General features: G+C 62.6%; 25 protein-coding genes and 1 pseudogene. 15 read left to right on the top strand and 11 right to left on the bottom strand.

Features of this window, described 5'->3' with window-relative positions; genetic code table 11:
* Positions 1 to 3: 3 nt before the first annotated feature.
* On the bottom strand, positions 4 to 1311 hold the full coding sequence (locus tag NLY44_RS19080; protein ID WP_023685368.1) for a YeaH/YhbH family protein: 1308 nt from the start codon (positions 1309 to 1311) through the stop codon (positions 4 to 6).
* A gap of 17 nt (positions 1312 to 1328) precedes the next feature.
* Complete coding sequence (locus tag NLY44_RS19075; RefSeq protein ID WP_023685367.1) at positions 1329 to 3278, bottom strand: PrkA family serine protein kinase; 1950 nt, start codon at positions 3276 to 3278, stop codon at positions 1329 to 1331.
* A 173-nt stretch (positions 3279 to 3451) separates the two neighbouring features.
* Between NLY44_RS19075 and NLY44_RS19070 the strand changes: the two genes are divergently transcribed.
* The gene (locus tag NLY44_RS19070; protein ID WP_245260666.1) at positions 3452 to 3703 is read left to right on the top strand and encodes a hypothetical protein; all 252 of its coding nucleotides are present in this window, start codon (positions 3452 to 3454) and stop codon (positions 3701 to 3703) included.
* A 112-nt stretch (positions 3704 to 3815) separates the two neighbouring features.
* On the top strand, positions 3816 to 5369 hold the full coding sequence (locus tag NLY44_RS19065; RefSeq protein WP_023804523.1) for an acetolactate synthase large subunit: 1554 nt from the start codon (positions 3816 to 3818) through the stop codon (positions 5367 to 5369).
* 12 nt (positions 5370 to 5381) lie between these two features.
* On the opposite strand, the gene NLY44_RS19060 is transcribed toward NLY44_RS19065, so the two are convergent.
* Positions 5382 to 5684 (bottom strand): BolA family protein, encoded by a 303-nt coding sequence (locus NLY44_RS19060; RefSeq protein WP_023694052.1) that lies wholly within the window; start codon positions 5682 to 5684, stop codon positions 5382 to 5384.
* A 168-nt stretch (positions 5685 to 5852) separates the two neighbouring features.
* Between NLY44_RS19060 and NLY44_RS19055 the strand changes: the two genes are divergently transcribed.
* From NLY44_RS19055 to NLY44_RS19030, 6 genes are all read left to right on the top strand, one after another.
* The gene (locus NLY44_RS19055) at positions 5853 to 6482 is read left to right on the top strand and encodes a J domain-containing protein (RefSeq protein WP_032887126.1); all 630 of its coding nucleotides are present in this window, start codon (positions 5853 to 5855) and stop codon (positions 6480 to 6482) included.
* A gap of 121 nt (positions 6483 to 6603) precedes the next feature.
* Positions 6604 to 7590 (top strand): cobaltochelatase subunit CobS, encoded by a 987-nt coding sequence (cobS, locus tag NLY44_RS19050; RefSeq protein WP_023670677.1) that lies wholly within the window; start codon positions 6604 to 6606, stop codon positions 7588 to 7590.
* Positions 7591 to 7601: 11 nt separating this feature from the next.
* On the top strand, positions 7602 to 9500 hold the full coding sequence (gene cobT, locus NLY44_RS19045) for a cobaltochelatase subunit CobT (RefSeq protein ID WP_023706318.1): 1899 nt from the start codon (positions 7602 to 7604) through the stop codon (positions 9498 to 9500).
* Positions 9497 to 10522: an esterase-like activity of phytase family protein gene (locus NLY44_RS19040; RefSeq protein ID WP_023804524.1), complete on the top strand. Its 1026-nt coding sequence runs from the start codon at positions 9497 to 9499 to the stop codon at positions 10520 to 10522. Before cobT ends, NLY44_RS19040 begins: the two co-directional genes overlap by 4 nt.
* Positions 10523 to 10699: 177 nt before the next feature.
* Positions 10700 to 11071, top strand: coding sequence for an ArsR/SmtB family transcription factor (locus tag NLY44_RS19035; RefSeq protein ID WP_023804525.1), 372 nt, complete (start codon positions 10700 to 10702; stop codon positions 11069 to 11071).
* Complete coding sequence (locus tag NLY44_RS19030; RefSeq protein ID WP_023804526.1) at positions 11068 to 11544, top strand: SRPBCC family protein; 477 nt, start codon at positions 11068 to 11070, stop codon at positions 11542 to 11544. The genes NLY44_RS19035 and NLY44_RS19030 overlap by 4 nt, the downstream gene beginning before the upstream one ends.
* 47 nt (positions 11545 to 11591) lie before the next feature.
* On the opposite strand, the gene NLY44_RS19025 is transcribed toward NLY44_RS19030, so the two are convergent.
* The 3 genes from NLY44_RS19025 to rpmB all read right to left on the bottom strand — a co-directional run bounded on the left by NLY44_RS19025 (position 11592) and on the right by rpmB (position 13412).
* Entirely contained in the window at positions 11592 to 12269 is a 678-nt protein-coding gene (locus tag NLY44_RS19025; protein ID WP_023804527.1) for a polyamine aminopropyltransferase, read from the bottom strand.
* 3 nt (positions 12270 to 12272) lie between these two features.
* On the bottom strand, positions 12273 to 12953 hold the full coding sequence (locus tag NLY44_RS19020) for a queuosine precursor transporter (RefSeq protein WP_023804528.1): 681 nt from the start codon (positions 12951 to 12953) through the stop codon (positions 12273 to 12275).
* Positions 12954 to 13115: 162 nt separating this feature from the next.
* Positions 13116 to 13412 (bottom strand): 50S ribosomal protein L28, encoded by a 297-nt coding sequence (gene rpmB, locus NLY44_RS19015; RefSeq protein WP_023670682.1) that lies wholly within the window; start codon positions 13410 to 13412, stop codon positions 13116 to 13118.
* Positions 13413 to 13672: 260 nt separating this feature from the next.
* Here rpmB and NLY44_RS19010 point away from each other — a divergent pair, with 260 nt between their 5' ends.
* From NLY44_RS19010 to NLY44_RS19000, 3 genes and pseudogenes are all read left to right on the top strand, one after another.
* A complete protein-coding gene (locus NLY44_RS19010; RefSeq protein ID WP_023706322.1) occupies positions 13673 to 14473 on the top strand; it encodes a DUF3108 domain-containing protein in 801 nt (266 codons plus the stop codon).
* Positions 14474 to 14518: 45 nt separating this feature from the next.
* The gene (gene yddG, locus NLY44_RS19005) at positions 14519 to 15406 is read left to right on the top strand and encodes an aromatic amino acid exporter YddG (protein WP_023699112.1); all 888 of its coding nucleotides are present in this window, start codon (positions 14519 to 14521) and stop codon (positions 15404 to 15406) included.
* A pseudogene (locus NLY44_RS19000) lies at positions 15403 to 16076 on the top strand (lysoplasmalogenase family protein). The gene yddG and the pseudogene NLY44_RS19000 overlap by 4 nt, the downstream one beginning before the upstream one ends.
* Here the strand turns inward: NLY44_RS19000 and NLY44_RS18995 are convergent.
* Both NLY44_RS18995 and gloB read right to left on the bottom strand, forming a co-directional pair.
* On the bottom strand, positions 16073 to 16504 hold the full coding sequence (locus NLY44_RS18995; protein ID WP_023731081.1) for a cupin domain-containing protein: 432 nt from the start codon (positions 16502 to 16504) through the stop codon (positions 16073 to 16075). The pseudogene NLY44_RS19000 and the gene NLY44_RS18995 sit on opposite strands and share 4 nt — an antisense overlap.
* Positions 16505 to 16524: 20 nt before the next feature.
* Complete coding sequence (gene gloB, locus NLY44_RS18990; RefSeq protein WP_023701385.1) at positions 16525 to 17292, bottom strand: hydroxyacylglutathione hydrolase; 768 nt, start codon at positions 17290 to 17292, stop codon at positions 16525 to 16527.
* 118 nt (positions 17293 to 17410) lie between these two features.
* On the opposite strand from gloB, the gene NLY44_RS18985 reads away from it, so the two are divergent.
* From NLY44_RS18985 to NLY44_RS18975, 3 genes are all read left to right on the top strand, one after another.
* A complete protein-coding gene (locus NLY44_RS18985) occupies positions 17411 to 18193 on the top strand; it encodes a class I SAM-dependent methyltransferase (RefSeq protein ID WP_023670688.1) in 783 nt (260 codons plus the stop codon).
* A gap of 137 nt (positions 18194 to 18330) precedes the next feature.
* The gene (locus NLY44_RS18980; RefSeq protein ID WP_023804529.1) at positions 18331 to 20151 is read left to right on the top strand and encodes an ABC transporter ATP-binding protein/permease; all 1821 of its coding nucleotides are present in this window, start codon (positions 18331 to 18333) and stop codon (positions 20149 to 20151) included.
* Between the two features lie 64 nt (positions 20152 to 20215).
* Positions 20216 to 21004 (top strand): DUF1194 domain-containing protein, encoded by a 789-nt coding sequence (locus NLY44_RS18975; RefSeq protein WP_023714977.1) that lies wholly within the window; start codon positions 20216 to 20218, stop codon positions 21002 to 21004.
* A 51-nt stretch (positions 21005 to 21055) separates the two neighbouring features.
* Here NLY44_RS18975 and NLY44_RS18970 read toward each other — a convergent pair whose 3' ends face one another.
* Entirely contained in the window at positions 21056 to 21991 is a 936-nt protein-coding gene (locus tag NLY44_RS18970) for a glycosyltransferase family 2 protein (protein WP_023673297.1), read from the bottom strand.
* 195 nt (positions 21992 to 22186) lie between these two features.
* Between NLY44_RS18970 and NLY44_RS18965 the strand changes: the two genes are divergently transcribed.
* Positions 22187 to 22558: a DUF1330 domain-containing protein gene (locus NLY44_RS18965; RefSeq protein ID WP_280790976.1), complete on the top strand. Its 372-nt coding sequence runs from the start codon at positions 22187 to 22189 to the stop codon at positions 22556 to 22558.
* A gap of 7 nt (positions 22559 to 22565) precedes the next feature.
* On the opposite strand, the gene metW is transcribed toward NLY44_RS18965, so the two are convergent.
* Both metW and metX read right to left on the bottom strand, forming a co-directional pair.
* Positions 22566 to 23180: a methionine biosynthesis protein MetW gene (metW, locus tag NLY44_RS18960; RefSeq protein ID WP_023673299.1), complete on the bottom strand. Its 615-nt coding sequence runs from the start codon at positions 23178 to 23180 to the stop codon at positions 22566 to 22568.
* A complete protein-coding gene (metX, locus tag NLY44_RS18955) occupies positions 23177 to 24346 on the bottom strand; it encodes a homoserine O-acetyltransferase MetX (RefSeq protein WP_023685352.1) in 1170 nt (389 codons plus the stop codon). The genes metW and metX overlap by 4 nt, the downstream gene beginning before the upstream one ends.
* Positions 24347 to 24348: the final 2 nt, after the last annotated feature.

Genomic DNA, 24348 nt, shown 5'->3' with positions numbered 1-24348 from the left:
CTCTCAAGCGCTCTTGATGGCCACCGGCTGCCTGGCGAAGAGCCGGTGGAAGACCGGGTAAATATCCGCGGGAGCAGCGATGCGGCTCATCTGGAAGTTGGGCCATTTCAGCTCGATCGTACTGTAGGCGCGCCAAAGCGACGTCCCGTTTTCGGTAGCACCGAATATGTGGCTCTCGCGTTCGTCGATGATCTCGACATAGGCGAAATACTGGCACAGGCGCATGAGCTTGCCGTTCATGAGCTCTATGCATCGCTCGGAATCGGTGGTGAAATTGTCCCCGTCAGAGGCCTGCGCGGCGTAAATGTTCCACTCGCTGGCAGGATAGCGCTGGCCGATAATGCGGTGCATTTCGTCGAGCGCGGTGGAGACGATCGTACCGCCGCTCTGCGTGTTGTAGAAGAACGTGTCCTCATCCACTTCGTGCGCCTCATGGGTATGGCGGATGAAGACGATCTCCGTGCGTTCGTAGCGCCGTTTCAAGAACAGGTGCAGCAGCACGAAGAAGCGTTTGGCCAAGTCCTTTTCGCGTTGGCCCATCGATCCGGACACGTCCATAAGGCAGAACATGACGGCATTGGCATTCGGCACCGGCCGGGCGTCGAAGCGGTTGAATCGGATATCGACCGGATCGACAAAGGCAATTCGCCTGCGCCGTCGCTCCAGCCGGTCAAGCTCGTCGCGTAATTCCGCGATGCGCTGGCGCACCGCCGCGCCGGCCGGGGCCGACTCAAGCGTGACGATTTCCCGGAGGATCGCCTCCAGTTCCTGCTGCGTGGGGCGCCTCAGCGCAATGCGCCGGCCTAGGCTGTTGCGCATCGTGCGGCCGGCATTGATGTTGGTCGGGGAACCAGTTGCCGCGAAGCCGGCCCGGCGCGGCTTGAAGGCAAGGATTTCCTTGAGATTGAGCTTAACCAGGTCGGGCAGTTCGAGATCCTCAAAAAAGAGTTCGAGCACCTCCTCGCGTGACAGCACGAAACGAAAATCGTCTTCCGACGCCGTGTTTCCTGGCGACGACGCCGCGCCGCCCCCATGCGGCTTCGGGAGCAGGTCTCCAGGGGAAAAATGCCTGTTGCCCGGAAGGATGTGTCGGCGCCGTCCGCTGGCCCTGTCATCGTTGAAGCTCGGCTCGGCCGTTTTCCTTTCAGGCATGGGCACGGCGTGCTCGGTATCCACGTCGGCGATCCTGCCAGTGCGGATTTGATCGCGAATGCTCCGCTTCAACTCCTCGCGAGCACGCCTGAGGAAGCGCTGTCGATTGCCAAGGCTCTTGTCCTTGGGGTTCAGGCGACGGTCGATGAAGATCGGCATGGAACCATCCGGCTCTGTCAACCCGCCTTGTTCACCCGCATGTACCAGTCCACCAGCCGGCGTACCTGCCGTTCTGTGTAGCCACGCTCGATCATGCGCTGTACGAATTCGTTATGGCGCTTTTCCGTAACGCTGTCTTGCTTGGAGCCGAAGCTGATCACCGGCAAGAGGTCCTCGACCTGTCCGAACATCCGCTTCTCGATGACCTCGCGCAGTTTTTCATAGCTGGTCCATGACGGGTTGCGGCCGTGGTTTCTTGCGCGAGCGCGCAGAGTGAACTTCACCACCTCGTTACGGAAGTCCTTGGGATTGGCGATGCCTGCCGGTTTCTCGACCTGCGAAAGTTCGTTGTCCAGGATCTCCCGGTTGAGGATCTGGCCGGTGTCGGGGTCCTTGTAGTCCTGGTCCTCAATCCAGGCATCCGCATAGGCGATGTAGCGGTCGAAGAGGTTCTGGCCGTATTCGCTATAGGACTCCAGATAGGCCTTCTGGATTTCGTGGCCGATAAACTCGGCGTAGCGCGCCGCAAGCTCCGACTTGATGAATTCAAGATAGGCCGCTTCCGTTTCCTTCGGGAACTGCTCCCGCTTGATCGCCTCCTCCAGAATGTACATCAGATGCACAGGATCGGCGGCCACCTCCTCATTATCGAAGTTGAATGTCTGCGAAAGGATCTTAAAGGCAAAGCGCGTGCTGACGCCCGTCATGCCTTCATCGACGCCGGCGGCGTCGCGATACTCTTGGACCGACTTTGCCCTGGGATCGACTTCCTTCAGATTTTCGCCGTCATAGGCGCGCATCTTGGTGTAGAGCGGCGAGTTGTCGTGCTCGGCCAAGCGCGTCGAAACTGCAAAGCGGCTGAGGATGTCCAAAACTTCAGGGGCACAGGGGCTGGCGGCCAACTCGCTCTCACGCAGCAATTTCTCATAGATCTGCCTCTCTTCGGTGATCCGCAGGCAATAGGGTACCTTGACCACCAGGATGCGATCGAGAAACGCCTCATTGTTCTTGTTGCTCTTGAACTGTTGCCATTCCGACTCGTTGGAATGGGCGACGATGATCCCCTGGTAGGGAAAGGCGCCGAAATTTTCAGTGCCGTTGTAGCTGCCTTCCTGTGTCGCGGTCAGCAGCGGATGCAGAACCTTGATGGGTGCCTTGAACATCTCGACGAATTCAAGCAGACCTTGCGTGGTCCGGTTCAGGCCACCGCTATAGGAATAGGCATCGGGGTCGGACTGGCTAAAATTTTCCAATTGCCTGATGTCGACCTTGCCGACCAGGGCCGAGACATCCTGATTGTTCTCATCGCCAGGTTCGGTCTTGGCAATGCCGATCTGGCGCAGCCGCGAAGGCATCAGCTTGACGACGCTGAATTTGGAAATGTCGCCAGACAATTCGTCGAGGCGCTTGGCCGCCCATGGCGAAATCAATCCGTTCAGCCGGCGCCGGGCTATGCCGTATTTATCCTCTAGCAGATCACCCATGTGATCGGGATGGAACAGCCCAAGCGGCGACTCGAAAACCGGGCTGATCTGGTTGCCGACCTTCAGCGTGTAGATCGGGCGCTGCTCCATCAGTTTCTTCAGGCGCTCGGCCAGAGAGGATTTGCCGCCGCCGACCGGGCCGAGGAGATAGAGGATCTGCTTGCGTTCTTCGAGCCCCTGCGAGGCATAGCGGAAATACCCGGCTATGCGCTCGATCGTATCCTCCATTCCATAGAAGTCGGAAAAATGAGGGTAGACCTTGAGGGTCCGATTCGCGAAAATGCGGCCGAGCCGCTCGTCTTTGCTGGTGTCAACCAGTTTTGGTTCGCCGATTGCGTCGACCATCCTTTCGGGAGCCGAAGCGTACATCGATTTGTCTTCCCGACAGGCAAGAAGATACTGTTGGATGCTGACCTCTTCGTCCGCCGCATTGGCATAAATTTCCGAAAAAAGATCGAAGACGTCGGATTGGGTTGCACGCATGATGTTCTGCCCTCGGAGCCGATCTGGATTCCAATCGCCTCATCACCTTCAACTGTCGGAAAGCATTGTTGGTTCCCTTCACATGAAGGAGAGTGGCTGCAATCCGGGTAGAAGGCTTGGGAGGAAACATTCGGAGTGGCTGGAATGGCGGGTTGCCCGGTGCTGCGGCGCTGATGGGCGGCGTTGTCGCCGGCCAGCTATCTCGATGGACACAAGCATCCGCCGACCTTCATCGCCTATTCGCGCGCCGAAGGCTGCGACGACCAATCGAAGGCTTTGCCAAGCGCCTGCGCGCCACCGGCACTGAAGTGACGCTGTTCGACGGCAACGCCTACACGCATATGTCGATCAATCACGACTTCGGCGAGGACGTCGACGCGTTGACCGCCGCGATGCTGGCCTTCCTGAATGCGACCGTCGGTTGATCCCGGATCCCCGCGAGGCGTCCTGGATCAGACCAAAAGCCCCGGCGGGACATTGCCGACCCGGCGCCTACAGGTGCAATTGTTCCTGAATTGTCGATTGGGAAAGAAAATCATGAATGGCGCCGATCTGCTGTGCGACGTGCTCCTGGCCAATGACGTCACGGTCTGCTTCGCCAATCCTGGCACATCCGAAATGCATTTCGTTGCCGCACTGGACCGCAAACCTCAGATGCGCTGCGTGCTCGGCCTGTTCGAGGGCGTGGTGACCGGCGCCGCCGACGGCTATGCGCGCATGACCGACCGCCCGGCAGCAACGTTGCTGCATACCGGACCGGGTCTCGCCAACGGTTTGGCCAACATGCACAACGCAAGGCGTGCGCGCAGCCCGATGATCAACATTGTCGGCGACCATGCTTCTTACCATCTGCCGCTCGATGCCCCGCTGACCAGCGACATAGAAGGCCTAGCGTCGCCGATGTCGAACTGGGTTGGCCGCGTCAAGGGGCCGGCCGATATTGTGCCGGCCGCAGAGGCGGCTTTCCGCGCTTCACTCACGCCGCCTGGCGTCACGACCTTGATCCTGCCTGCGGATGCCGCCTGGGGCGAAGTTGCTGCGATTTCGCCTGGCAAGGTGAAGCTGGAGCCGCCGCCCGCCGTCGACATGGATGTTGTGCGCACGATCGCCGAAGCAATCCGCGCCGCGCCGGGCCGTGTCGGCATGGTGGTGCGTGGGCAGGCGGCGCGCGCCGAAGGACTTGAAATCGCAGGGAGAATCTCATCGGGAAGCGATGTCAGGCTGTTCAGTGAGGTTCTGATCGCCCGCATGCAGCGCGGCCGCGGGCGGTTCGCCCCGACCCGCATTCCCTATCCGGTCGATGCGGCGACGGCCACGCTCCGGGATATCGATTTGCTGGTGCTGGTCGGCGCCAAGGAGCCGGTTGCCTTCTTCGCTTATCCCGGCAAGCCCGGGCGGCTGGTTCGGGACGATTGCAAGGTGCTTTCGCTGGCGGCGCATGGCCAGGATCTGAAAGCGGCGCTGGAGGCGCTGGCCGACGAACTCGGCATCAAGCCGACGCAGCAATTCACCGCGGCAACCGCCTTTCCAGACGAAACGACGCTGAGCGGGAGACTGACGGACGATGCCATCGCGCTGTCGATAGCGCGCAAACTTCCGGCCAATGCCATCGTCTGCGACGAAGCAGTCACCTCGGCGAGACGGTTCTTCGCGCTATCCGCCTTTGCGGCGCCGCACGACTACATGATGGGTACGGGCGGATCGATCGGCGGCGGCATTCCCATGGCTACCGGCGCAGCGATCGCCTGCCCGGACCGCAAGGTGATCAATCTCGAAGCCGACGGCAGCGGTATGTACACGGTGCAGGGACTGTGGACCCAGGCCAGGGAAAAGCTTGACGTGCTGACCATCATCTTTTCCAACCGGACCTACGCCATCCTGCATGGCGAAATGAAGAATGTCGGGGTCAATGAAATCGGCGAGAACGCCAAGCGCATGCTCGATCTCGACCATCCTGCGCTGGACTGGGTTGCGCTGGCCAAAGGCATGGGCGTCGAGGCGGCCCGCGCCGACACGTGCGAACGGTTCGACGCGCTGCTCGACAGTGCGCTGTCGCGTCCGGGACCGTTTCTCATCGAAGCGGTGATCTGAGGCGGAAGAGACTTACCAGCGGGTCTTTTCGCCGGGTGCAGCCGGTTCGATTGCCAGCGCATGGACGCCGCCTTGCAACTCCGCTGCCAGCAATTCGTTGACGGCGCGGTGGCGGTCGATGCGGCTCATGCCGGCAAAGACGGATGAGACGATGCGGACGCGAAAATGCGTCTCGCCAGTGCCGTCATAGGCACCGTGATGGTCGGAGCCGTGGTGGTGATGACCGGCATGGAGATGGCTTTCATTGACGATCGCCAGCCGCTCCGGCGAAAACGCCTTGTTCAGCTTGTCTTCCATCGTCGCCTGTATGGACATCGCCATCTCCCTTCACCATATCTGCAAGGCGTGATCGGGAAATCGGGATCGATCCCGCCGGGCCGCCTCAAAAATCGCCATTCGCCCTGCTTTATGCCGCGATTCAGCGGTTAGGGCGATGATCGCGAAAATGTCAATTCTTGTTTCGCACGTGCGAACAGCCCATAAATGGGTGAGATGAAACCGTACCCCAAATATTTCGAGAAAATTCGGGTCCGTCCCGACAAGGATGCGGAGCTGAAGTCGCACTCGCCGATCTGCCAGTGGGACGGCTGCAAGGAGGCCGGTACTCACCGGGCGCCGGTCGGACGCATGAAGGAAGGCGAGTATTTTCAGTTCTGCTTCGATCATGTGCGCGAATACAACAAGGGTTTCAACTACTTCTCCGGCGTGCCGGACACCGAGATCGCCCGCTTCCAGAAGGAAGCGATGACCGGCCACCGGCCGACATGGAAGATGGGCGTCGCCGGCGCCTCGACGCGCTCCTCGCCCGATTTCGCCCAGCAGCGTTCCGGTCGCGCCGGCTATTACAACCGCATGCGCGATCCTTTCGACCTGTTCAAAGGGCCGAAGGACCCGCGCGAGGCGCGCGAACGCAAGGCCAAGCCGCTTGAGGCCAAGGCGCTGGAAACGCTTGGCCTTGATACAAAGGCGACTGGCAAGGACATCAAGGCGCGCTATAAGGAACTTGTGAAGCGCCACCATCCGGATGCGAATGGCGGCGATAGAGGTTCGGAAGACCGGTTCCGCGATGTGCTGCAGGCCTATCGCGTGCTCAAGCAGGCGGGTTTGTGCTGAGCAACCTAACGGTTCGTCGTTTTCCAACTTTCATAAGGGTGGAAAAGGCTCTAAGACCGCCCCCGGACAAAATCGATTGCCGGCGAAATCGGGCATTTCGCCAGTGGAGACTTGGATAGAGATGAACAAGGTCGATCGCGACATCGCCAATTTGCCCGACACGACGGTGTCGGTGAAAGACAAATTCGGCTTCGAGTCCAAGATGGTGGTGCCGGCCTATTCGGTGACCTCGGAACATGTGCCGGACATCGATCCGGATTATCTGTTCGACAAGGCGACGACGCTGGCGATCCTTGCCGGCTTTGCCTACAATCGCCGCGTCATGGTGTCTGGCTATCACGGCACCGGCAAATCGACCCATATCGAACAGGTCGCCGCCCGCCTTAACTGGCCCTGCGTGCGCGTCAACCTCGACAGCCATGTCAGCCGTATCGACCTCGTCGGCAAGGACGCCATCGTCGTCAAGGATGGCCTGCAGATCACCGAATTCCGCGACGGCATCCTGCCCTGGGCCTACCAGCACAATGTCGCGCTCTGCTTCGACGAGTACGATGCAGGCCGTCCGGACGTGATGTTCGTCATCCAGCGCGTGCTGGAATCGTCGGGCCGCCTGACGCTGCTCGACCAGAGCCGGGTCATCCGCCCGCATCCGGCGTTCCGGCTGTTTTCGACCGCCAACACGGTCGGCCTCGGCGACACCACCGGCCTCTATCACGGCACGCAGCAGATCAACCAGGCGCAGATGGATCGCTGGTCGATCGTCACCACGCTGAACTACCTGCCGCACGACAATGAGGTGAACATCGTGCTGGCCAAGGCCAAGCACTATCGCGACGGCAAGGGCAAGGACATCGTCAACAAGATGGTGCGCGTCGCCGACATGACGCGCTCGGCCTTCATCAATGGCGATCTGTCGACCGTGATGAGCCCGCGTACCGTCATCACCTGGGCCGAAAATGCCGAGATCTTCGGCAATATCGGCATGGCGTTCCGGCTGACCTTCCTCAACAAGTGCGACGAGCTGGAGCGTTCGGTGGTGGCCGAGTTCTACCAGCGCGCCTTCGGCGAGGATTTGCCCGAGAGCGCCGCCAACGTGGTGCTGGGGTAAGCTGAGCCTCGATGGCGGGTCCGGGCGACAACACGCGCAACAAGTCGAAGACGGGGTCTGAAGCCGACAGCTTCAAGCGTGCCGTCACCGTCTGCATGCGCGCCATCGCCGGCGACAAGGAGCTCGAAGTCGGTTTCGCCAAGGACCGCCCGGCGCTCGCCGGCAGCCGCGCCCGACTGCCCGAACTGCCGAAGAAAGCGTCCAAGACAGACATCGCGATTACTCGTGGCCTGGGCGATTCCATGGCGCTGAAGCGCGCCTGCCACGATCAGCGCATCCACACCAAACTGGCGCCGGAAGGCAAGCTGGCGCGCTCGATCTATGACGCCGTGGAACAGGCCCGCGTCGAGGCGATCGGCAGCCGCGCCATGCAAGGCGTCGCCGACAATATCGGCTCGATGCTGGAGGACAAATACGCCAAGGCCAACCTTGTCGACGTCAAGGACAAGGCCGACGCGCCGATCGAGGAGGCGCTGGCGCTGATGGTGCGCGAAAAGCTGACCGGACGGCCGATCCCGAAGAGCGGCGAACGGCTGGTCGACCTCTGGCGGCCCTGGGTCGAGGAAAAAGCCAAGGCCGATCTCGACGGACTGTCGGCCAAGCTTGGCGACCAGCAGGCCTTCGCCCGCGTCGTGCGTGAGATGCTTGCGTCCATGGAGATGGCCGAGGAACTCGGCGACGACCAGGAAACCGAAGACTCCGAGGACAATGACGACAACCAGCCGCAAGGCGAGGAGCAGAGCGAGGAGGGCGGTGAAGACGATTCCGGCTCCGAGCAGTCGCAGTCCGAGGATGCCGAGGCCTCGGCTGATGACGAACAGTCGTCCGAGACGGAGGCGTCCGACGCCACTGCCGACGATCTTTCCGACGATGACGATGCGGACGCCGAGACGCCGGGCGAAGCCCGCCGCAACGACAACCCCTTCGCCAATCTGCCGAAAGAGATCGACTACAAGGTTTTCACCACCGCCTTCGATGAAACGGTCGGTGCGGAAGAGCTGTGCGAGGAGGAAGAACTCGACCGGCTGCGCGCCTTCCTCGACAAGCAGTTGGCCAATCTCTCCGGCGTCGTCGGCCGGCTCGCCAACCGGCTGCAGCGCCGCCTGATGGCGCAGCAGAACCGTTCCTGGGATTTTGACCTCGAAGAGGGTTATCTCGATCCGGCACGCCTGGTTCGTGTCGTCATCGATCCGATGCAGCCCTTGTCGTTCAAGCAGGAGCGCGACACCAAATTCCGCGACACGGTGGTGACGCTGGTGCTCGACAATTCGGGCTCGATGCGCGGTCGGCCGATCACGGTTGCCGCCACCTGTGCCGACATTCTGGCGCGCACGCTGGAGCGCTGCGGCGTCTCGGTCGAGATCCTCGGCTTCACCACGCGGGCGTGGAAGGGCGGACAGGCTCGCGAGAAGTGGCTGAAGGACGGCAAGCCGCCGAACCCCGGCCGGCTCAACGATCTGCGCCACATCATCTACAAATCCGCCGATCATCCGTGGCGTCGCGCCCGGCGCAATCTCGGCCTGATGATGCGCGAGGGCCTGCTCAAGGAAAACATCGACGGCGAGGCGTTGTTATGGGCGCACAACCGGCTGATCGCCCGGCCCGAACAACGCAAGATCCTGATGATGATCTCGGACGGCGCGCCGGTTGACGATTCGACGCTGTCGGTCAATCCTGGCAACTATCTCGAGCGGCACCTGCGCGCCGTCATCGAGCTGATCGAGACGCGCTCGCCGGTCGAGCTTCTGGCCATCGGCATCGGCCACGACGTCACCCGCTATTACAGGCGCGCCGTCACCATCGTCGATGCCGAGGAACTGGCCGGCGCCATGACCGAGCAGCTGGCCTCGCTGTTCGCCGAGGAAAACGTGCGCGATACACGCCGCGGCGGCTACCGGCGCGCCGGATGATTTTTTTGCGCGGCGGGTTTCGGCAGATGCTCTTCGCGGTCACTGCCTTGTCCGGCATGGCGTTTGCGCCGGCCATCGCCGCCGGCCCAAGCGCGGTCGAGCCGGTCGAAGTCTCGGCGCGGCCGATCACCACCTTCCATATCGGCAGCGCCGACAAGCAGTTTGGGCCGCTGGAATTCGTCGGCGGTCTTGAGATGGACTCGACGACGCGCGATTTCGGCGCGCTGTCGGCATTTCGGTTCGTCAAACCCGGCAGCGATTTCATCGGCGTCGCCGATACGGGCTTCTGGTTCTTCGGCTCTATCACCCATGATGCCGACAAGCGGCCGTCCGGCATCCAGAATTTCCGCATGCAGCAGATGGTCGATGAGAAGGGCCGGCCGATCGACAGGAAATGGGAAGTCGATGCCGAGGGCCTTGCAGTCAAGGACGGCATCGCCACCGTCGGCTTCGAGCGCGATCACCGCGTCGCCCAGTTCAAGATCGTCCCCAGCAACATGACGGCGCCGTTCAAGCAACTGAACTTTCTGGTTCCAGCCCGCGAACTGCGACAGAACCGCGGTTTCGAGACCGTCACCCACGCCAATCCCAACGGCCAGCACGAGGGCGGCCTCGTCGTGGTCTCGGAAAAGAGCTTGGACAAGGCTGGCAACATCTATGCCGCCATCATCGAAGGGCCGCACAAGGGCGTCTTCACGGTCAAGCGCAACGGCGATTTCGACATCACCGACGGCGCTTTCCTGCCGGATGGCGATCTCTTGCTGCTGGAGCGCAGTTTCTCGATGGCCGGCGGTGTCAGGATGCGGCTGCGACGCATCTATGGCGAAAGCGTCGAGAAGGGCGCGGTTGCCGACGGGCCGGTGCTGATGGAAGCCGATATGGGATACCAGATCGACAATATGGAAGGGCTCGACGTCTGGACCCGCGATGACGGAGCGCTGATGGTGTCGCTGATCTCGGACGACAACCATTCGATCCTGCAGCGCAACCTCTATCTGGAATTCATCCTGCACCAGGATTGAACGGCGCTGCTTCCGCTTCCGGTCTGCAACCCATGCACCGTTTGGCACGCCGAATCGGCAAATTGCTATGCAATCCCGTTTTCCGTCTATTGCCTGGCTGACCAGCAGATCGTGTCGTTCCGCAAAAATACTTTAGCCACGACTTGACAATTTTCCGACTTTGGAATACTCAAGTACATGCTTGACTATTCCAAGATCGACAGCATCCTGCGGGGTCTTGTCGAGCCCACGCGCCGCCAGATCCTGGAAAGGCTGAGCCGCGGACCGGCGACCGTCAGCCAACTGGCGGAGCCGTTCGGCATGACCTTTGCCGCCGTGCTGCAGCATCTGCAGGCGCTGGAAGCCTGCGGGCTGATCCGCAGTGAAAAGACCGGGCGGGTGCGCACCTGCCGAATCGAACCGGGCGGGCTCGCCCCGCTCGCCGACTGGATCGCGGAACGCCGCATTCCGGCCGAGCGCTACCTCGATCGTCTTGGCCAGATCCTGGCCGAGACGGACCTCGGCGACCAATCCCCCAAGCATAACCACGACAAGGACCAGAAACAATGAACCAGATGGCCCCCGTAGACGGGCACTCCGTCATCCACTCCACCTTCTCCATCGAGCGCACCTATCCCCAGTCGCCGGTCAAAGTCTTCCACGCCTTTGCCGACAGGGAGACGGTGCAGCGCTGGCGCGTCGAAGGGCACGGCTTCACCGTTGCCGAATTCAGCTTCGACTTCCGTGTCGGCGGCGCCGAGGTGTCGCGGTTCAGCTACCAGGGTGGCCCCGAGATCAGGCTCGACGCGCAGTTCCAGGACATCGTTCCGAACCAGCGCATCGTGTTTTCCTACCGGATGGCAATCGGGACGCAGACCATGTCGGCATCGCTGACCACAGTCGAGCTGTCACCCTCCGGCGAGGGCACCCGCCTGATCTTTACCGAACAGGGCGTGTTCTTCGATGGCGTCGATTCGGCGCAAGGCCGCGAAGAGGGCACGCGCGGGCTGTTGGAGGCACTTGCCGCCGAATTGTCGAGATAGCTTCCGTCCACGGGATCGAAGCGTTCCGCCCGTCTTTCCCCAAGGCGTCAGCGAGAGGGGGTGGTGGCGATCCAGATGACGTGGCGCGCGCCGCGCTTGCCATTGGCGCGCGTCTTCACCTCGTCCACGACAAAGCCCGCCTGATTGAGCCTACGTGTGAAGCCGGCATCGGGGCCTTGCGACCAAACAGCCAGCACGCCCCCGGGCCTGAGCGCTGCACGCGCCGCGCCGAGGCCGGCAGCGCCATAGAGGGCGTCGTTGCCCTTGTAGACGATGCCTTCGGGGCCATTGTCGACATCGAGCAGGATGGCGTCCCAGGCTGCCTTGTCGGATCTTATGATGTGCCCGGCGTCGGCTTCGCGAACCGTCACACGGGGATCGTCGAGACAGCCGGCGAAGACCGCCTCCATGGGGCCGCGCGCCCAGGCGATGACGGCGGGGACAAGCTCGGCAACGGTGATGCCTGCGTCGGCGCCCATTTGGGCAAGCGCAGCGCGCAGCGTAAAACCCATGCCGAGGCCGCCGATCAGGATTTTCGGTTGGGCGCGGCCGCCGATCTTTTCACAGGAGAGCTTGGCCAGCGCTTCCTCGGAGCCGCTGAGGCGGCTGTTCATCAGCTCATTGGTGCCGAGCATGATCGAGAATTCGCTGCCGCGCTGCTTGAGGCGCAGTTCCTGTCCGCCGTCAGGCGTTTTGGCCGAGCCGAGCTGGACCCAGGGAATCACGGCCTAGACAGCCACGGCCGGCTGGCTCCAGTGGGCGGCGAGCAGCCGGTAGGGGATCAGGGCCACAACAGCGATGATCAGCTTCACCGAGAGGTCGCCCAGCGCCCAGGAGACCCAGCGCATGGACTCGACCGGCAGCACGCCCATCAGCGGCGCCGTCTCCAGCGCAAAGCTGTCGTTCGGGCCGGCAAAAGCGAAGGCGGCCGAAAAGGCGATGCTGAAGAACACCAGGGTGTCGAACACCGAGCCGACCAGCGTGCCGACGATCGGCGCGCGCCACCAGCTCTGCCGGCGCAACCGGTTGAACACGGTGACGTCGAGCAATTGCGCGCAAAGGAAGGCCGCGCCGGAAGCTGCGGCGATGCGCACCAGCCGGTCGGCTGATGTCTTGAACTCGATCAGGCCGTGGCGAAACAGGAAGGGCGGGACGAGGATCGAGCAGACCACAGCGGTCATGAAGCCGACAAGGACGATGCGGCGCGCCACGGTCGGCCCGTAGCGGCGGTTGGCAAGGTCGGTGACCAGGAAGGAGAAGGGATAGGTGAAGGCACCCCAGGTCAGGATGTCGGCCAGCGACAGACCGCCGGCCTGGCCCTGCATCGGGAACTGCACGAGGATGTTCGATGCCACGACGACAAGCGCCATGGCGGCCACAAAGGGCAGATATCGCGAGAAGGAAGTCATTTTTTTATCCTGGGTAATGGAACCAGCCAGGCGCTAGCCGAAATCCGGATCGCGCTGCCTTGCAAATTTTTAGCATCGGATTGCTCCGATGCTGCTGCCTTAGAAGTTTTGAGCATCGGATTGCTCCGATGCTCAGGGCGGTCGTCCCCCGCCTTGATATTGTTAAGCGGCGGGCTGGTCGGCCAGCTTCTTGGCAATCTGCTTCTTCAACAGGCGCGCGCGCTGCGACAATTCCTTGGCGTCGGCCTTGGCCAGGAAGGCGTCGAGGCCGCCGCGATGCTCGACCGAACGCAGCGCGTTGGCCGAAATGCGCAGGCGCACATTCTGGTTCAGCGCTTCCGAAATCAGCGTCACATTGACGAGGTTCGGCAGGAAGCGGCGCTTGGTCTTGTTGTTGGCGTGGCTCACATTGTTGCCGGTCTGGACTGCCTTGGCAGTGAGTTCGCAGGTGCGGGACATGGTTCTAACCTTCAGTTCTGTCTAAGCCTGCCAAACCTTGTTCGCCCGCGCCGGGTGGCGCGCGGTTTCAGTCAGGCGGCCTTATGGAAAAGTTGGCGTTCCTTAGTTGCATTTCGCCAATGCGTCAAGCTCCGGCTTGCCCACGACTGTGACGGGCGTTTCACATAAAGGCCGGAATTCAGCCTATAAGCGGTCGGACAGGGACATTTCAAGCCGGAGTCGCCCGCCCTCCGGTTAAAAAATCAAGGACCGAGCCCGCCATGCTTCGCCCGTTACATGCCGTTGTCGCCATATTTGTCGCCGCCTTGCCGACATCAACCCTTGCCGCCGCGCCCGCAGCCACCGCACAGTCCTTCAAGGGCGAATACACGGTGTCGTTCCTCGGGCTTTCCGTGGCCAAGGCGACATTTTCCAGCCACTACGAAGGCGGTAGCTATTCCATAGAGGGCACCGTCTCCAGTGCGGGTCTCGCCACCTTGTTCGACGACACGAGCGGCACGATCTCGTCAAAGGGCAAGATCCTGGGCAAGCAGATGCAGCCGCAGGTATTTCGCGCCGATTATAAGTCCGGCAAGAAGGCTTCCATGGTCGATATCCGCTTTGCCAATGGCGCGGTGACCGCCACCCAGGTCATTCCCGAGCCGAAAAAGCGCAATCCCAAAAACTGGATACCGCTGGGCAGCAACGATCTGGCATCGGTGCTCGATCCGATGGCGGCTACCGTCATCCATGCTGACAGCCTCGACCAGGTCTGTGGGCGCAAGGTGAAATTCTATGACGGCGAGATGCGCGCCGACCTGACGCTGACCTACGCCTCGAAAGGATCGATCTCGGTCAAGGGCTACAAGGGTGACACCGTCACCTGCAAGATGAGCTTCGAGCCGGTGGCAGGCTACCGCAAGGGCCGCAAGGCGCTGAATTACCTGAAGAAGAAGAGCCAGATGATGGTGACGTTTGCACCGCTCGGCCAAACCGGCATATATGCGCCGATCCACGCCACGGTCGGGACGCAGATCGGCACCTTGACTGTCAGCGCGGGGCGGTTCGAAGCAACTGAATAGACGCGCCCACCCGAATAGAATTGGGGCGCGTCGCCGGAGACGGGCATGGGGCGCGCAACACTGATCGGTTTCTCGGCGGTCGCCATGTGGGCGCTGCTGGCGTTGCTCACCGATGCGTCGGGCGCCGTGCCGCCATTCTTGCTCTCGGCCATCACCTTCACCATCGGCACCGCGGTCGGGCTGGTTGCCCGGCTGTTCATGCCGGCCACCGATAAAAGCCTGAAGATCCCACGCCAGGTCTGGGTGATCGGCATTGCCGGACTGTTCGGCTACCATTTCTTCTATTTCACCGCGCTGCGCAACGCGCCGGCGGTGGAGGCAAGCCTGATCGCCTATCTGTGGCCGCTGCTGATCGTGCTGGGATCAGCGCTGATGCCGGGCGAGAAGCTGGCCTGGAACCATGTCGTCGGCGCGCTGCTCGGGCTCGCCGGGACCGTGCTGATCGTCACCAAGGGTGGCGGCCTCGCCTTCGATGCTCGCTACACCTTCGGCTATGCGATGGCGGCCGTCTGTGCGCTGCTGTGGTCGTCCTATTCGCTGCTGTCGCGGCGCTTTCCGGCGGTGCCGACCTCGATTGTCACCTGGTTCTGCGCCGCCACGGCAGCCCTGTCTCTCGTCTGCCATCTTCTGCTGGAAAAGACGGTGCTGCCCGATGGTCCCGGCCAGTGGCTGGCGGTGCTTGGTTTGGGGTTGATGCCGGTGGGCGCGGCCTTCTACGCCTGGGATATCGGCGTAAAGCGCGGCAACATCCAGGTGCTCGGCGCGGCAAGCTATGCGGCGCCACTGCTGTCGACATTGGTGCTGATCGCGGCGGGCGTTGCCGAGCCGTCGCTGCGTATCCTGGCGGCCTGCGTGCTGATCACCGGCGGCGCGGCACTGGCGGCGAAATCGTTGTTCCTGCGCAAGGCGGCAACGGGTGGGGCAAGCGCATGACGATGCCGTTTGCCGGCGGCATCGACGCCAACGCCAATGCAACATTGATTTTTCGCTGGTGGCGGCAGTGATCTACGCCTTCACCCTGGATATGCGGCCGACGCTGGCCCGCTCGGCGGCAAAGACGCTGGCCGTGGCCATGCTTGCGGCACTCGCCTTCATGCAAGGTGGGCCGCTGTTGCTCGTCGTCGCACTGCTGCTCAGCGGCGTCGGCGATGCCTTCCTGTCGCGTGACGGCGAAAAGGCCTTCCTCGGCGGGCTGGCCAGCTTCCTTGCGGCGCATGTCCTCTATGTGCCGCTCTTCCTGCGCAGCGGCGGCGGGCTGGATGTGCTCAGCACCGAGACATGGCGCGGCGCCATCGCGCTGGCCATGGCGGCCTTCGCAGTCGTCATGCTGGCAGCACTCTGGCGCCGTGTCAGTCCCGGCCTGCGGGTGCCGATCGCCGTCTATATCGCGGCCATTCTGGCGATGGGCATCTCGGCGTTGACGCTCGACAATCCGTGGGTCATCGGCGGCGCTGTTATGTTCATGGCATCGGACGGGCTGCTTGCCGCGGAGAAATTCCTGGTTCCGGCAATAGCACCCTATCGCGCCGGCATCCGTTATGCGGTCTGGGTGCTGTACTACGCCGCCCAGCTCTGCATAACTCTTGGTTTTCTTCTGGCCTAAGGCTGCCAGCCCGGCTCGGCCATTTCAAACGCGGCGAAGTCGAAGCCCGGCGCCACGGTGCAGCCGACCAACGTCCATTCGCCGAGGCTGCGCGCCGATTGCCACCAGCCGGCCGGCACGACGATCTGCGGCCGCTCGCCCGCCGCAAGTTCAATGCCGAGCACCTGCTCGATCACCTGGTTAACCTTTGGACTGCCTTCCTCCCAGATTGACAGCGCCAGCGGTGCTCCGGCATGGAAGTGCCAGACCTCGGCCGCGTCCTTGACCCGGTGCCAGGCCGAAATCTGGTCCTGTTCGAGGAGGAAATAGATCGCCGTCGAATGGCCACGCGCGCCACCGGCGCCGTCGCGAAAGGTCTCGGCATACCAGCCGCCTTCCGGATGCGGCTTGAGGCCGAGCGTGGCGATGATTTCAGCGGCGCTGGTCATGGCTGATCCCGGTACGATGCTCAGAAATTGTCCTTGCGCTTGCGGATTTCCGCGAACACTTCGGCGTCCGGGGCCGCCTCCATACCGAGATGCTTGCGGATCGCCGGGTCGTGCCAGCGCAGGAACGGATTGGTCGACAATTCCTCGCCGATCGTGGTCGGCAGCGTCGCCTTGTTGTCGGCGCGCAGGGTCTCGATTTTGGCGGCGCGTTCCCTGAGCGCCGAATTGGTCGGGTCGACGGTCAACGCAAAGCGGGCGTTCGAAAGCGTATACTCATGGCCGCAATAGATGACCGTGTCCGCCGGGAGTGCGGCGAGCTTCTTCAGCGACTCATACATCACCGGCGGCTTGCATTCGAACAGCCGGCCGCAGCCGAGCGCGAACAAAGTGTCGGCGGTGAACGCCACTTTCGAGGCCGGAAAATGATAGGAGACATGGCCCGCAGTGTGGCCGGGCGTGGCGATGACATCGATCCGCTCGCCGCCGAGATGGACGACCGAGCCTTGCCCGACGGTCTCGTCGATGCCGGGGATCTTTTCCTTTTCAGCCTCCGGTCCGACGATGCGCAGCTTGAAGCGCTCCTTCAGCGCCAGATTGGCCTCGACATGGTCGACATGGTGGTGGGTGGTCAGGATCATCGTCGGCTTCCAGCCGGTACGCTCGATCGCGGCAATGATCGGCGCTTCTTCGGGCGCGTCGATAATGGCGGTCTCGCCGCTTTTCGGGTCATGCACCAGCACGCCGAAATTGTCGCTGCGGCACATGAACTGTTCGATTTCGACGGGCATTGGCATCTCTCCATCTGTTGGCGCAGACATAGGGCGCTTGGCCGCCGATGTCACTCTAGCTTTGCAGAACGTGCCGGCTTTGTTGAACTTGGGCGGCATCGCAGCTACCGTCCCGCGCATGCATTCCGATATCGTCGATCTCCGCTCCTTCTATTCGACCACGCTCGGCCGCCTGGCTGAACGCTCGATCACCATGGCGCTGTCCTCAATATGGGCAACAGTGCCCAATGAGCGGCTGGTCGGGCTCGGCTATACCTTGCCGTGGCTGGAGCGGTTCGGCACCGATGCCGAGCGGGTGTTTGCCTTCATGCCTGCTACGCAAGGCGCCGTCGTCTGGCCGGCGAACGGGCCGACGGCTACGGCGCTGGTCTTCGACGAGGAACTGCCGCTGGTCGATTCCTGCATCGACCGCATGCTGCTCGTGCATTCGCTCGAACATGTCGAAAACCCGCGCGAGACGCTGAACGAGATCTGGCGGGTGCTGTCGCCGGCAGGGCGCGTCGTCATCGTCGTGCCCAACCGGCGCGGTGTCTGGGCGCGGTTCGAGCACACGCCGTTCGGCAATGGCCGGCCGTTCTCGCGCGGCCAGCTGACAGAATTGCTGCGCGAGGCGAATTTCACACCGGCTTCCTGGTCCGACGCGCTGTTCTTCCCGCCATCGCCGCGGCGCTTCATGATGCGGTTCCACAATGTGCTGGAGCGCGCCGGCCGGCGGTTCTGGCCGATCTTTTCCGGCGTCATCGTGGTCGAGGCGCAGAAGCGGCTCTATCAGGGCGTGCCGGTCGCGCAGCGCGCCTCGCGCCGTGTCTTCGTGCCGGTACTGTCACCGCACGGTGCGACGCGGCTTGGCCGCCGGGCGGAAGGGGTGACATCGACGACGCGTCAGGTGACACCTTCGTGATCATCATGAAAACTGGTGTTGCGTGGGTTTTTCCCACCTATCTGTCGCAGATGCATTCGCGGTCCGTTTGAGCGGCGGATGCCTTCAAGTCTCTCCATCTGGTTTCAGCAACGCTTCTGAACGCAAGGACCTCGTGCATGGCTGATCAACCGGACAAGTCCGCCACCGTTCAGCCGGTAACCGTCGAAGCCAGCAGCCTGCGCGATCAGGTAGCGACGATCAAACGGGCGCTGATAGGCTCACCGGTGCGCAAGTGGCTGGTCTGGACGTCGGTCGGCATTATGGCGGTCATCGTCGCGACGTCGATCGGCCAGGTTCTGCTCAACCGCTGGAACCAGCCTTTCTACGATGCGCTGGCGCGTCGCGACATGGCGGCCTTCCTGCATCAGCTGATGATCTTTGCCGTGATTGCCGGCACGCTGCTGCTGCTCAACATCGCTCAGACCTGGCTCAACCAGATGATCCGGCTGAAGCTGCGCGAGGCGCTGACGCTCGACCTGATCGACCAATGGATGCGGCCGGCGCGGGCCTTCCGGCTCGCCAATGCCGGCGCCATCGGCGTCAATCCCGACCAGCGCATGCAGCAGGATGCCGCGCATCTGTCCGATCTGTCGACGGACCTCGGCGTCGGCCTGCTGCAATCCTTCATCCTGCTGGTGTCGTTCGTCGGCGTGCTTTGGCAACTCTCGTCGGGCTTCGTCTTCCACATCAACGGCTGGTCGCTGGCGATACCGGGCTACATGGTCTGGGCCGCGTTCCTCTATGCCGGCATCGCCTCCTGGCTGAGCTGGCTGGTCGGGCGGCCGCTGATCCGCCTCAACAGCGACCGCTACACCCGCGAGGCCGAGCTGCGTTCCGGGATGGTGCGCGTCAACGAGAATGTAGACGCCATCGCGCTCTATCACGGCGAAGCCGATGCCAAGAGACGGCTCGAAATCGACCTTGGCACGGTGCTGGGCGCGATGCGAAACATCTACAAAGCGCAGATCAACCTTTCCTGGGTGACCGATACCTATGGCTGGATCACCGTGGTGGCGCCGATCCTTGTGGCATCGCCGGTCTATTTTTCAGGCGATATCAGCTTTGGCGGGTTGATGATGGCGGTCGGCGCCTTCAACCAGGTGCACTCGTCGCTGCGCTGGTTCATCAACAATATCGGCGGCATCGCCGACTGGCGCGCCACGCTGATGCGCGTTGCCGACTTCCGCATTGCGCTCGATGAAACCGATGTGTTGCACGACAAGGAAAAGCGCATCGAATTCGGCGATAACGCCAATGGCAGCCTGACCTTCGAGAAGCTCCAAGTGGCCTCGCCGGAGGGCTGCACCAAACTTTCAGACAGCCATGTCGAGATCCATCCCGGTGAGCGCGTCATGATCACCGGCGACCCAGGCGCCGGCAAGACATTGTTCTTCCGCGCCATTGCCGGCCTTTGGCCCTGGGGCAGCGGGCGGATCGGCTTGCCGGCCGGAGAAACGCCGATTTTCGTGCCGCGTGTTCCGTATTTTCCTGCCGGCACGTTACGCGAAGTGCTGCATCCGAATGGCTCGGCGCCGGCTGGCGATGCTGATTTTGGGGCGGTGCTGGCCGAGGTCGGCCTCGAGCGGCTGTCATCCTTGCTCGACCGTTCCGCACGCTGGGAGCGGGAACTCAACGATGACGAACAGCGGTCGCTGGCCTTCGCCAGGCTGGCCTTGCGGCAGCCGAAATGGGTGATCATCGACGAAGCGATGGACGCGTTCGATGGTCCTTCGCTGCGAAGGGTACTGTCCATGCTGGAGAAACGCCTGCCGGAAACCGCGATCCTCAACATCGGGCGCGGACTGCACAATGGTCATTTCTTTCCACGCGCATTGAACATCGTGAAGGATACGGGTGCTGCGCCATTGAAACCCGCCCGAGTCAGGACCGGCGCCATCGACCCGCCGCCGAAAGCGGCCGTGCGGCGAAAGAAGTAGAAGGGGCTTTATTTCGCCGCGATCGCGGCGAAGATTCACGGGTCGAAACATCCGTGGTGCGGCCATGCTCGATGCGCTCAGCCTGCTTGCCTGCCTTGCCTGCACCACGCCCGTGGCTGCCCCGGCCGTTGCCGTGGATGTCGAACTGGTGCTGGCCGTCGACATATCACAGTCGATGGACGAGAGGGAGTTCGCGCTGCAGCGCGCTGGCTATGTCGAGGCGCTCAGGCATCCCGATTTCATCAAGGCCGTGCGCTCGGGAACCACCGGGCGCATCGCGCTTGCCTATTTCGAATGGGCGGGCGTCGTGCGCGAGGATGGCGTCATCGCCTGGCAGGTGATCGACAGCGCAGAGAGCGCCAACGCCTTCGCCGACAGAATAGAAGCGCGGCCGTTCCGCAGCTTTCGCGGCACCTCGATTTCCGGTGCGCTTGCCTTCGGCGCCGGGCTGTTCGAGGGCACGGGGTTCGATGCGCCACGCAGCGTCATCGACATTTCCGGCGACGGTCCCAACAACACCGGGCTGCCCGTCGCCACGACACGCGATGCGGCGGTGGCCAAGGGCATCGTCATCAACGGCCTGCCGATCCTGATCAGCCCGTCGCCGACGTTCAGCCATCTCGACCAGTATTATGACGACTGCGTCACCGGTGGGCCAGGCTCCTTCGTGTTGCCGATCTATGCGGCCTCGGAATTCGCCACCGCCATACGCCGCAAGCTGATCCTGGAGGTGAGCGGCATCGCCGATGCGACCGTGGTCCCGATCGATGCCGCCGCACCCATGGACTGCCTACAGGGCGAACGCGACCGGCGGCTATATTCCGACCCATATCTGCCGGAACTCGACAAATGAGGTTTGAGGCAGTTCGGAGGGGAAAGCCGCTGCGCGGCTTGTCGGCAAACTTCAGGCCGGCCGTGCACCGTATTTGTCGCGAAATTCGGCATAGAGATCGCGGCGCCAGCGCCGGCCGCCGACATAGCCACGCAACAGCTGCGGCAGCGAATAGCCAAGCGCCTTCGACGACCGGTTGGCCATATAGCCGGAGAACGCCTGCGAAACCCTGCCCTTGAGTGCATCGGCGATGAGCTGCCGGGCGATCATGTAAGGCGGAATGTAGGGGTAGCGGTCGGCGATATAGGGGTGCTTGTCGATCAAGCTCGCATAGGCTTCGACATAGCCGTCCCGGCGACCGGAGATCGAATTCTCCGAGTTGTACTTTTTCCAGTCGATCACTTCGGACAGCTGCGCGCCGCTGCGACGGGCAAAGCGCAGCAACAATTCGCGATCCTGCATGCGCGTGACGTCACTGTCGTAGCCGCCGATGGCCAGCAGCGACTCGCGCCGGGCGGTGATTGCCGACCCGGCAATGAAGATGGTCTGCGCGACAAGGGCCCGCTCCAGCGAGTCGCGGCTCAGCAGCGCCTCGCGGTTGACGCAGTTGGTGCGGCGATTGCCCTTCAGCGACACGAAGGAACTGATCAGCACTTCGAGTGAGGGATTGTTGTCGAACTGCTCCAGCGTCCGCGCCAGGCGATCCGGCAAATAGACGTCGTCGGAATCGAGGAATGTCACCACCGGCGCCTGCGCCCGCTCGATGCCGGCATTGCGGGCGGCATTGGCGCCGCGCCATTTCGAGCCAACATAGATCAGCCGTGGATCGCGGATTTCGGCAAGTGCGGCTGCCGTACCGTCGGTCGAGCCGTCATCGACGACAATGTGTTCGAACCGGGGAAAATTCTGCGCCAGCACGCTCTCCACGGCGCGCACCACCTTGCTGCGGCGATTGTGCGTCGGTGTGATCACCGAGATCAGCGGAGCGAGGTCGGTTGCCTTGGACATGTTGCTTCGATTGTGCCCCGAAATGCCTGGAGGCCGGAGGTTTTGATGGTCGCCGTCCAAGCCTTACCCCGGGATGGCATTCGATTCGACGCTACAAAAAACCAGCGGCAATGTCATCACAAACTGTTGAGCCAGGACGCCGTAAGCCGGCCGATTACCCCAGACGTAATCGACCGATGGCCATCATGTCTGCAGATTGCGCCAACGAAGCCGGTCGTCGGGCTTCGATCTCACAGGGAGTTCAGCCGTGCCGCCTACGCCGTCGCCCATATGCGTCAAGTCACAATGGGCCCGCAGATTGTCGAGTATCTGCAGAGGATCGACGCCACATTGGAGCCGTTCGGCGGCCGCTTCCTTGTCCACGGCGGCGACATGGACGTGGTCGAAAACGAATGGCCCGGGCATCTGATCGTCATCGAGTTTCCGGACAGGGCGCATGCGTGGGGCTGGTACGATTCATCAGCCTATCGGGAGATTCTGGCCTTGCGCACCGACAACTCCCACGCCGATGTGATCATCGCCGATGGCGTTCAGCACCCGCACAAGGCGACGGACGTGCTGGAATAGGGGCAAACTACCGCTTCAGCAAGAACACCGCTTGCTGGCCGAAGAAATTCCAGAACCACCATGGCATCGACAGTCCGATCTTCTGGCCGTTGCCGTCGAGCGCGGTGGCTTTCTCGACCGAAGCGCCGAGTTCCTCGACCAGATTGACGAAGTCGCGGATGGTGCAGAAATGGATGTTGGGCGTGTCGTACCAGGAATAGGGCAGGTCCGCGGTCACCGGCATCCGGCCATTGACGAACAGCGACAGCCGCACCCGCCAGTGGCCGAAATTGGGGAAGGAGACGATGGCGCGGTTGCCGATTCGCAGCAGCTCGTCGAGCACCAGCTTCGGGTTGCGGGTCGCCTGCAGCGTCTGAGACAGGACGACGAAGTCAAAACCCTTGTCTGGATAGAATTCGAGGTCGGTATCGGCATCGCCCTGGATGACCGAGAGACCGCGCGCCACGCATTCATTGACGCCGCGCTGTGACAGCTCCAGCCCGCGGCCGTCGACCTGCTTGGTCTCCTGCAGGAGTTCGAGCAGCAGGCCGTCGCCGGAGCCGACATCGAGCACCCGCGACTGCGGCGGTATCAGGTTGGCCACGACTTCGAGGTCGACGCGCTGGCTGCCATTGACGCTCATGAGGCGAGCCCCCTTGCGCGGGCCGCCGAGCCGATGAAGCCCTTGATGGCGGCAAACAGTTCGGGTTCATCGAGCAGGAAGGCATCATGGCCGCGGTCGGTGTCGATCTCGACGAAGGAGACGGAGGCGCCGGCGGCGTTGAGCGCATGCACGATCGAGCGGCTCTCCTCGGTCGGGAACAGCCAGTCCGAGGTGAAGGACACCAGGCAGAAGCGGGTCTTGGTCCCGGCAAAGGCATCTGCCAACCGGCCGCCATGGTCGGCGGCGAGGTCGAAATAATCCATCGAACGGGTCATGTAGAGGTAGGAGTTGGCGTCGAAGCGGTCGACGAATGTCATGCCCTGGTGGCGCAGATAGCTTTCGATCTGGAAATCTGCGTCGAAACCGAAGGTCAGCGCTTCGCGGTCCTGCAGATTGCGGCCGAATTTCCGATGCAGGGCGGCTTCCGACAGATAGGTGATGTGGGCGGCCATGCGCGCCACGGCGAGCCCCTTTTCCGGGCGCTTGCCGTGCTCGAAATATTTGCCGCCATGCCAGTCCGGATCGGCCATGACGGCCTGCCGGCCGACCTCGTGGAAGGCGATGTTCTGCGAGGAATGGCGTGCGCCTGTGGCGATCGGCAGGGCCGAGAAGACGCGCTCGGAATAGCACGATGCCCATTCCAGCACCTGCATGCCGCCCATCGAGCCGCCGAGCACGCAAAACAGCTTTTCGATGCCGAAATGGTCGACCAGCATCAGTTGCGCCCGCACCATGTCGCGGATGGTGATGATTGGCAGGTCGAGGCCGTAGGGCTTGCCGGTGGCGGGATTGGTCGAGGCCGGACCCGTGGAGCCGAGGCAGCCGCCGATGACGTTGGAGCAAATGACGAAGAAGCGGTTGGTGTCGATGATCTTGCCGGGACCGATCAGCACTTCCCACCAGCCGGGCTTGCCGGTCACCGGATTGGTGCTGGCGACATGCTGGTCGCCGGTCAGCGCGTGGCAGACCAGGATGGCGTTGGTGCGGGCATCGTTGAGGGCGCCATATGTCTGGTAGGCGATCTGGAACGGCGACAAAAGCGTGCCGGCGTCGAGCTTCAGCGGCTTGTCAGGGCCAAAACGCAACACAGGGCTCGACGGGTTGTCGGCCTCGTTGTTGGTTTTTGTAGCGCGGAGCGCGGCCATGT

This window comes from Mesorhizobium sp. C089B (genome assembly GCF_030323125.1).
Classification (GTDB): Bacteria; Pseudomonadota; Alphaproteobacteria; order Rhizobiales; family Rhizobiaceae; genus Mesorhizobium.
The sequence above is the reverse complement of the archived record's forward strand: the minus strand, read 5'-3'. Positions and strand labels throughout refer to the sequence as shown.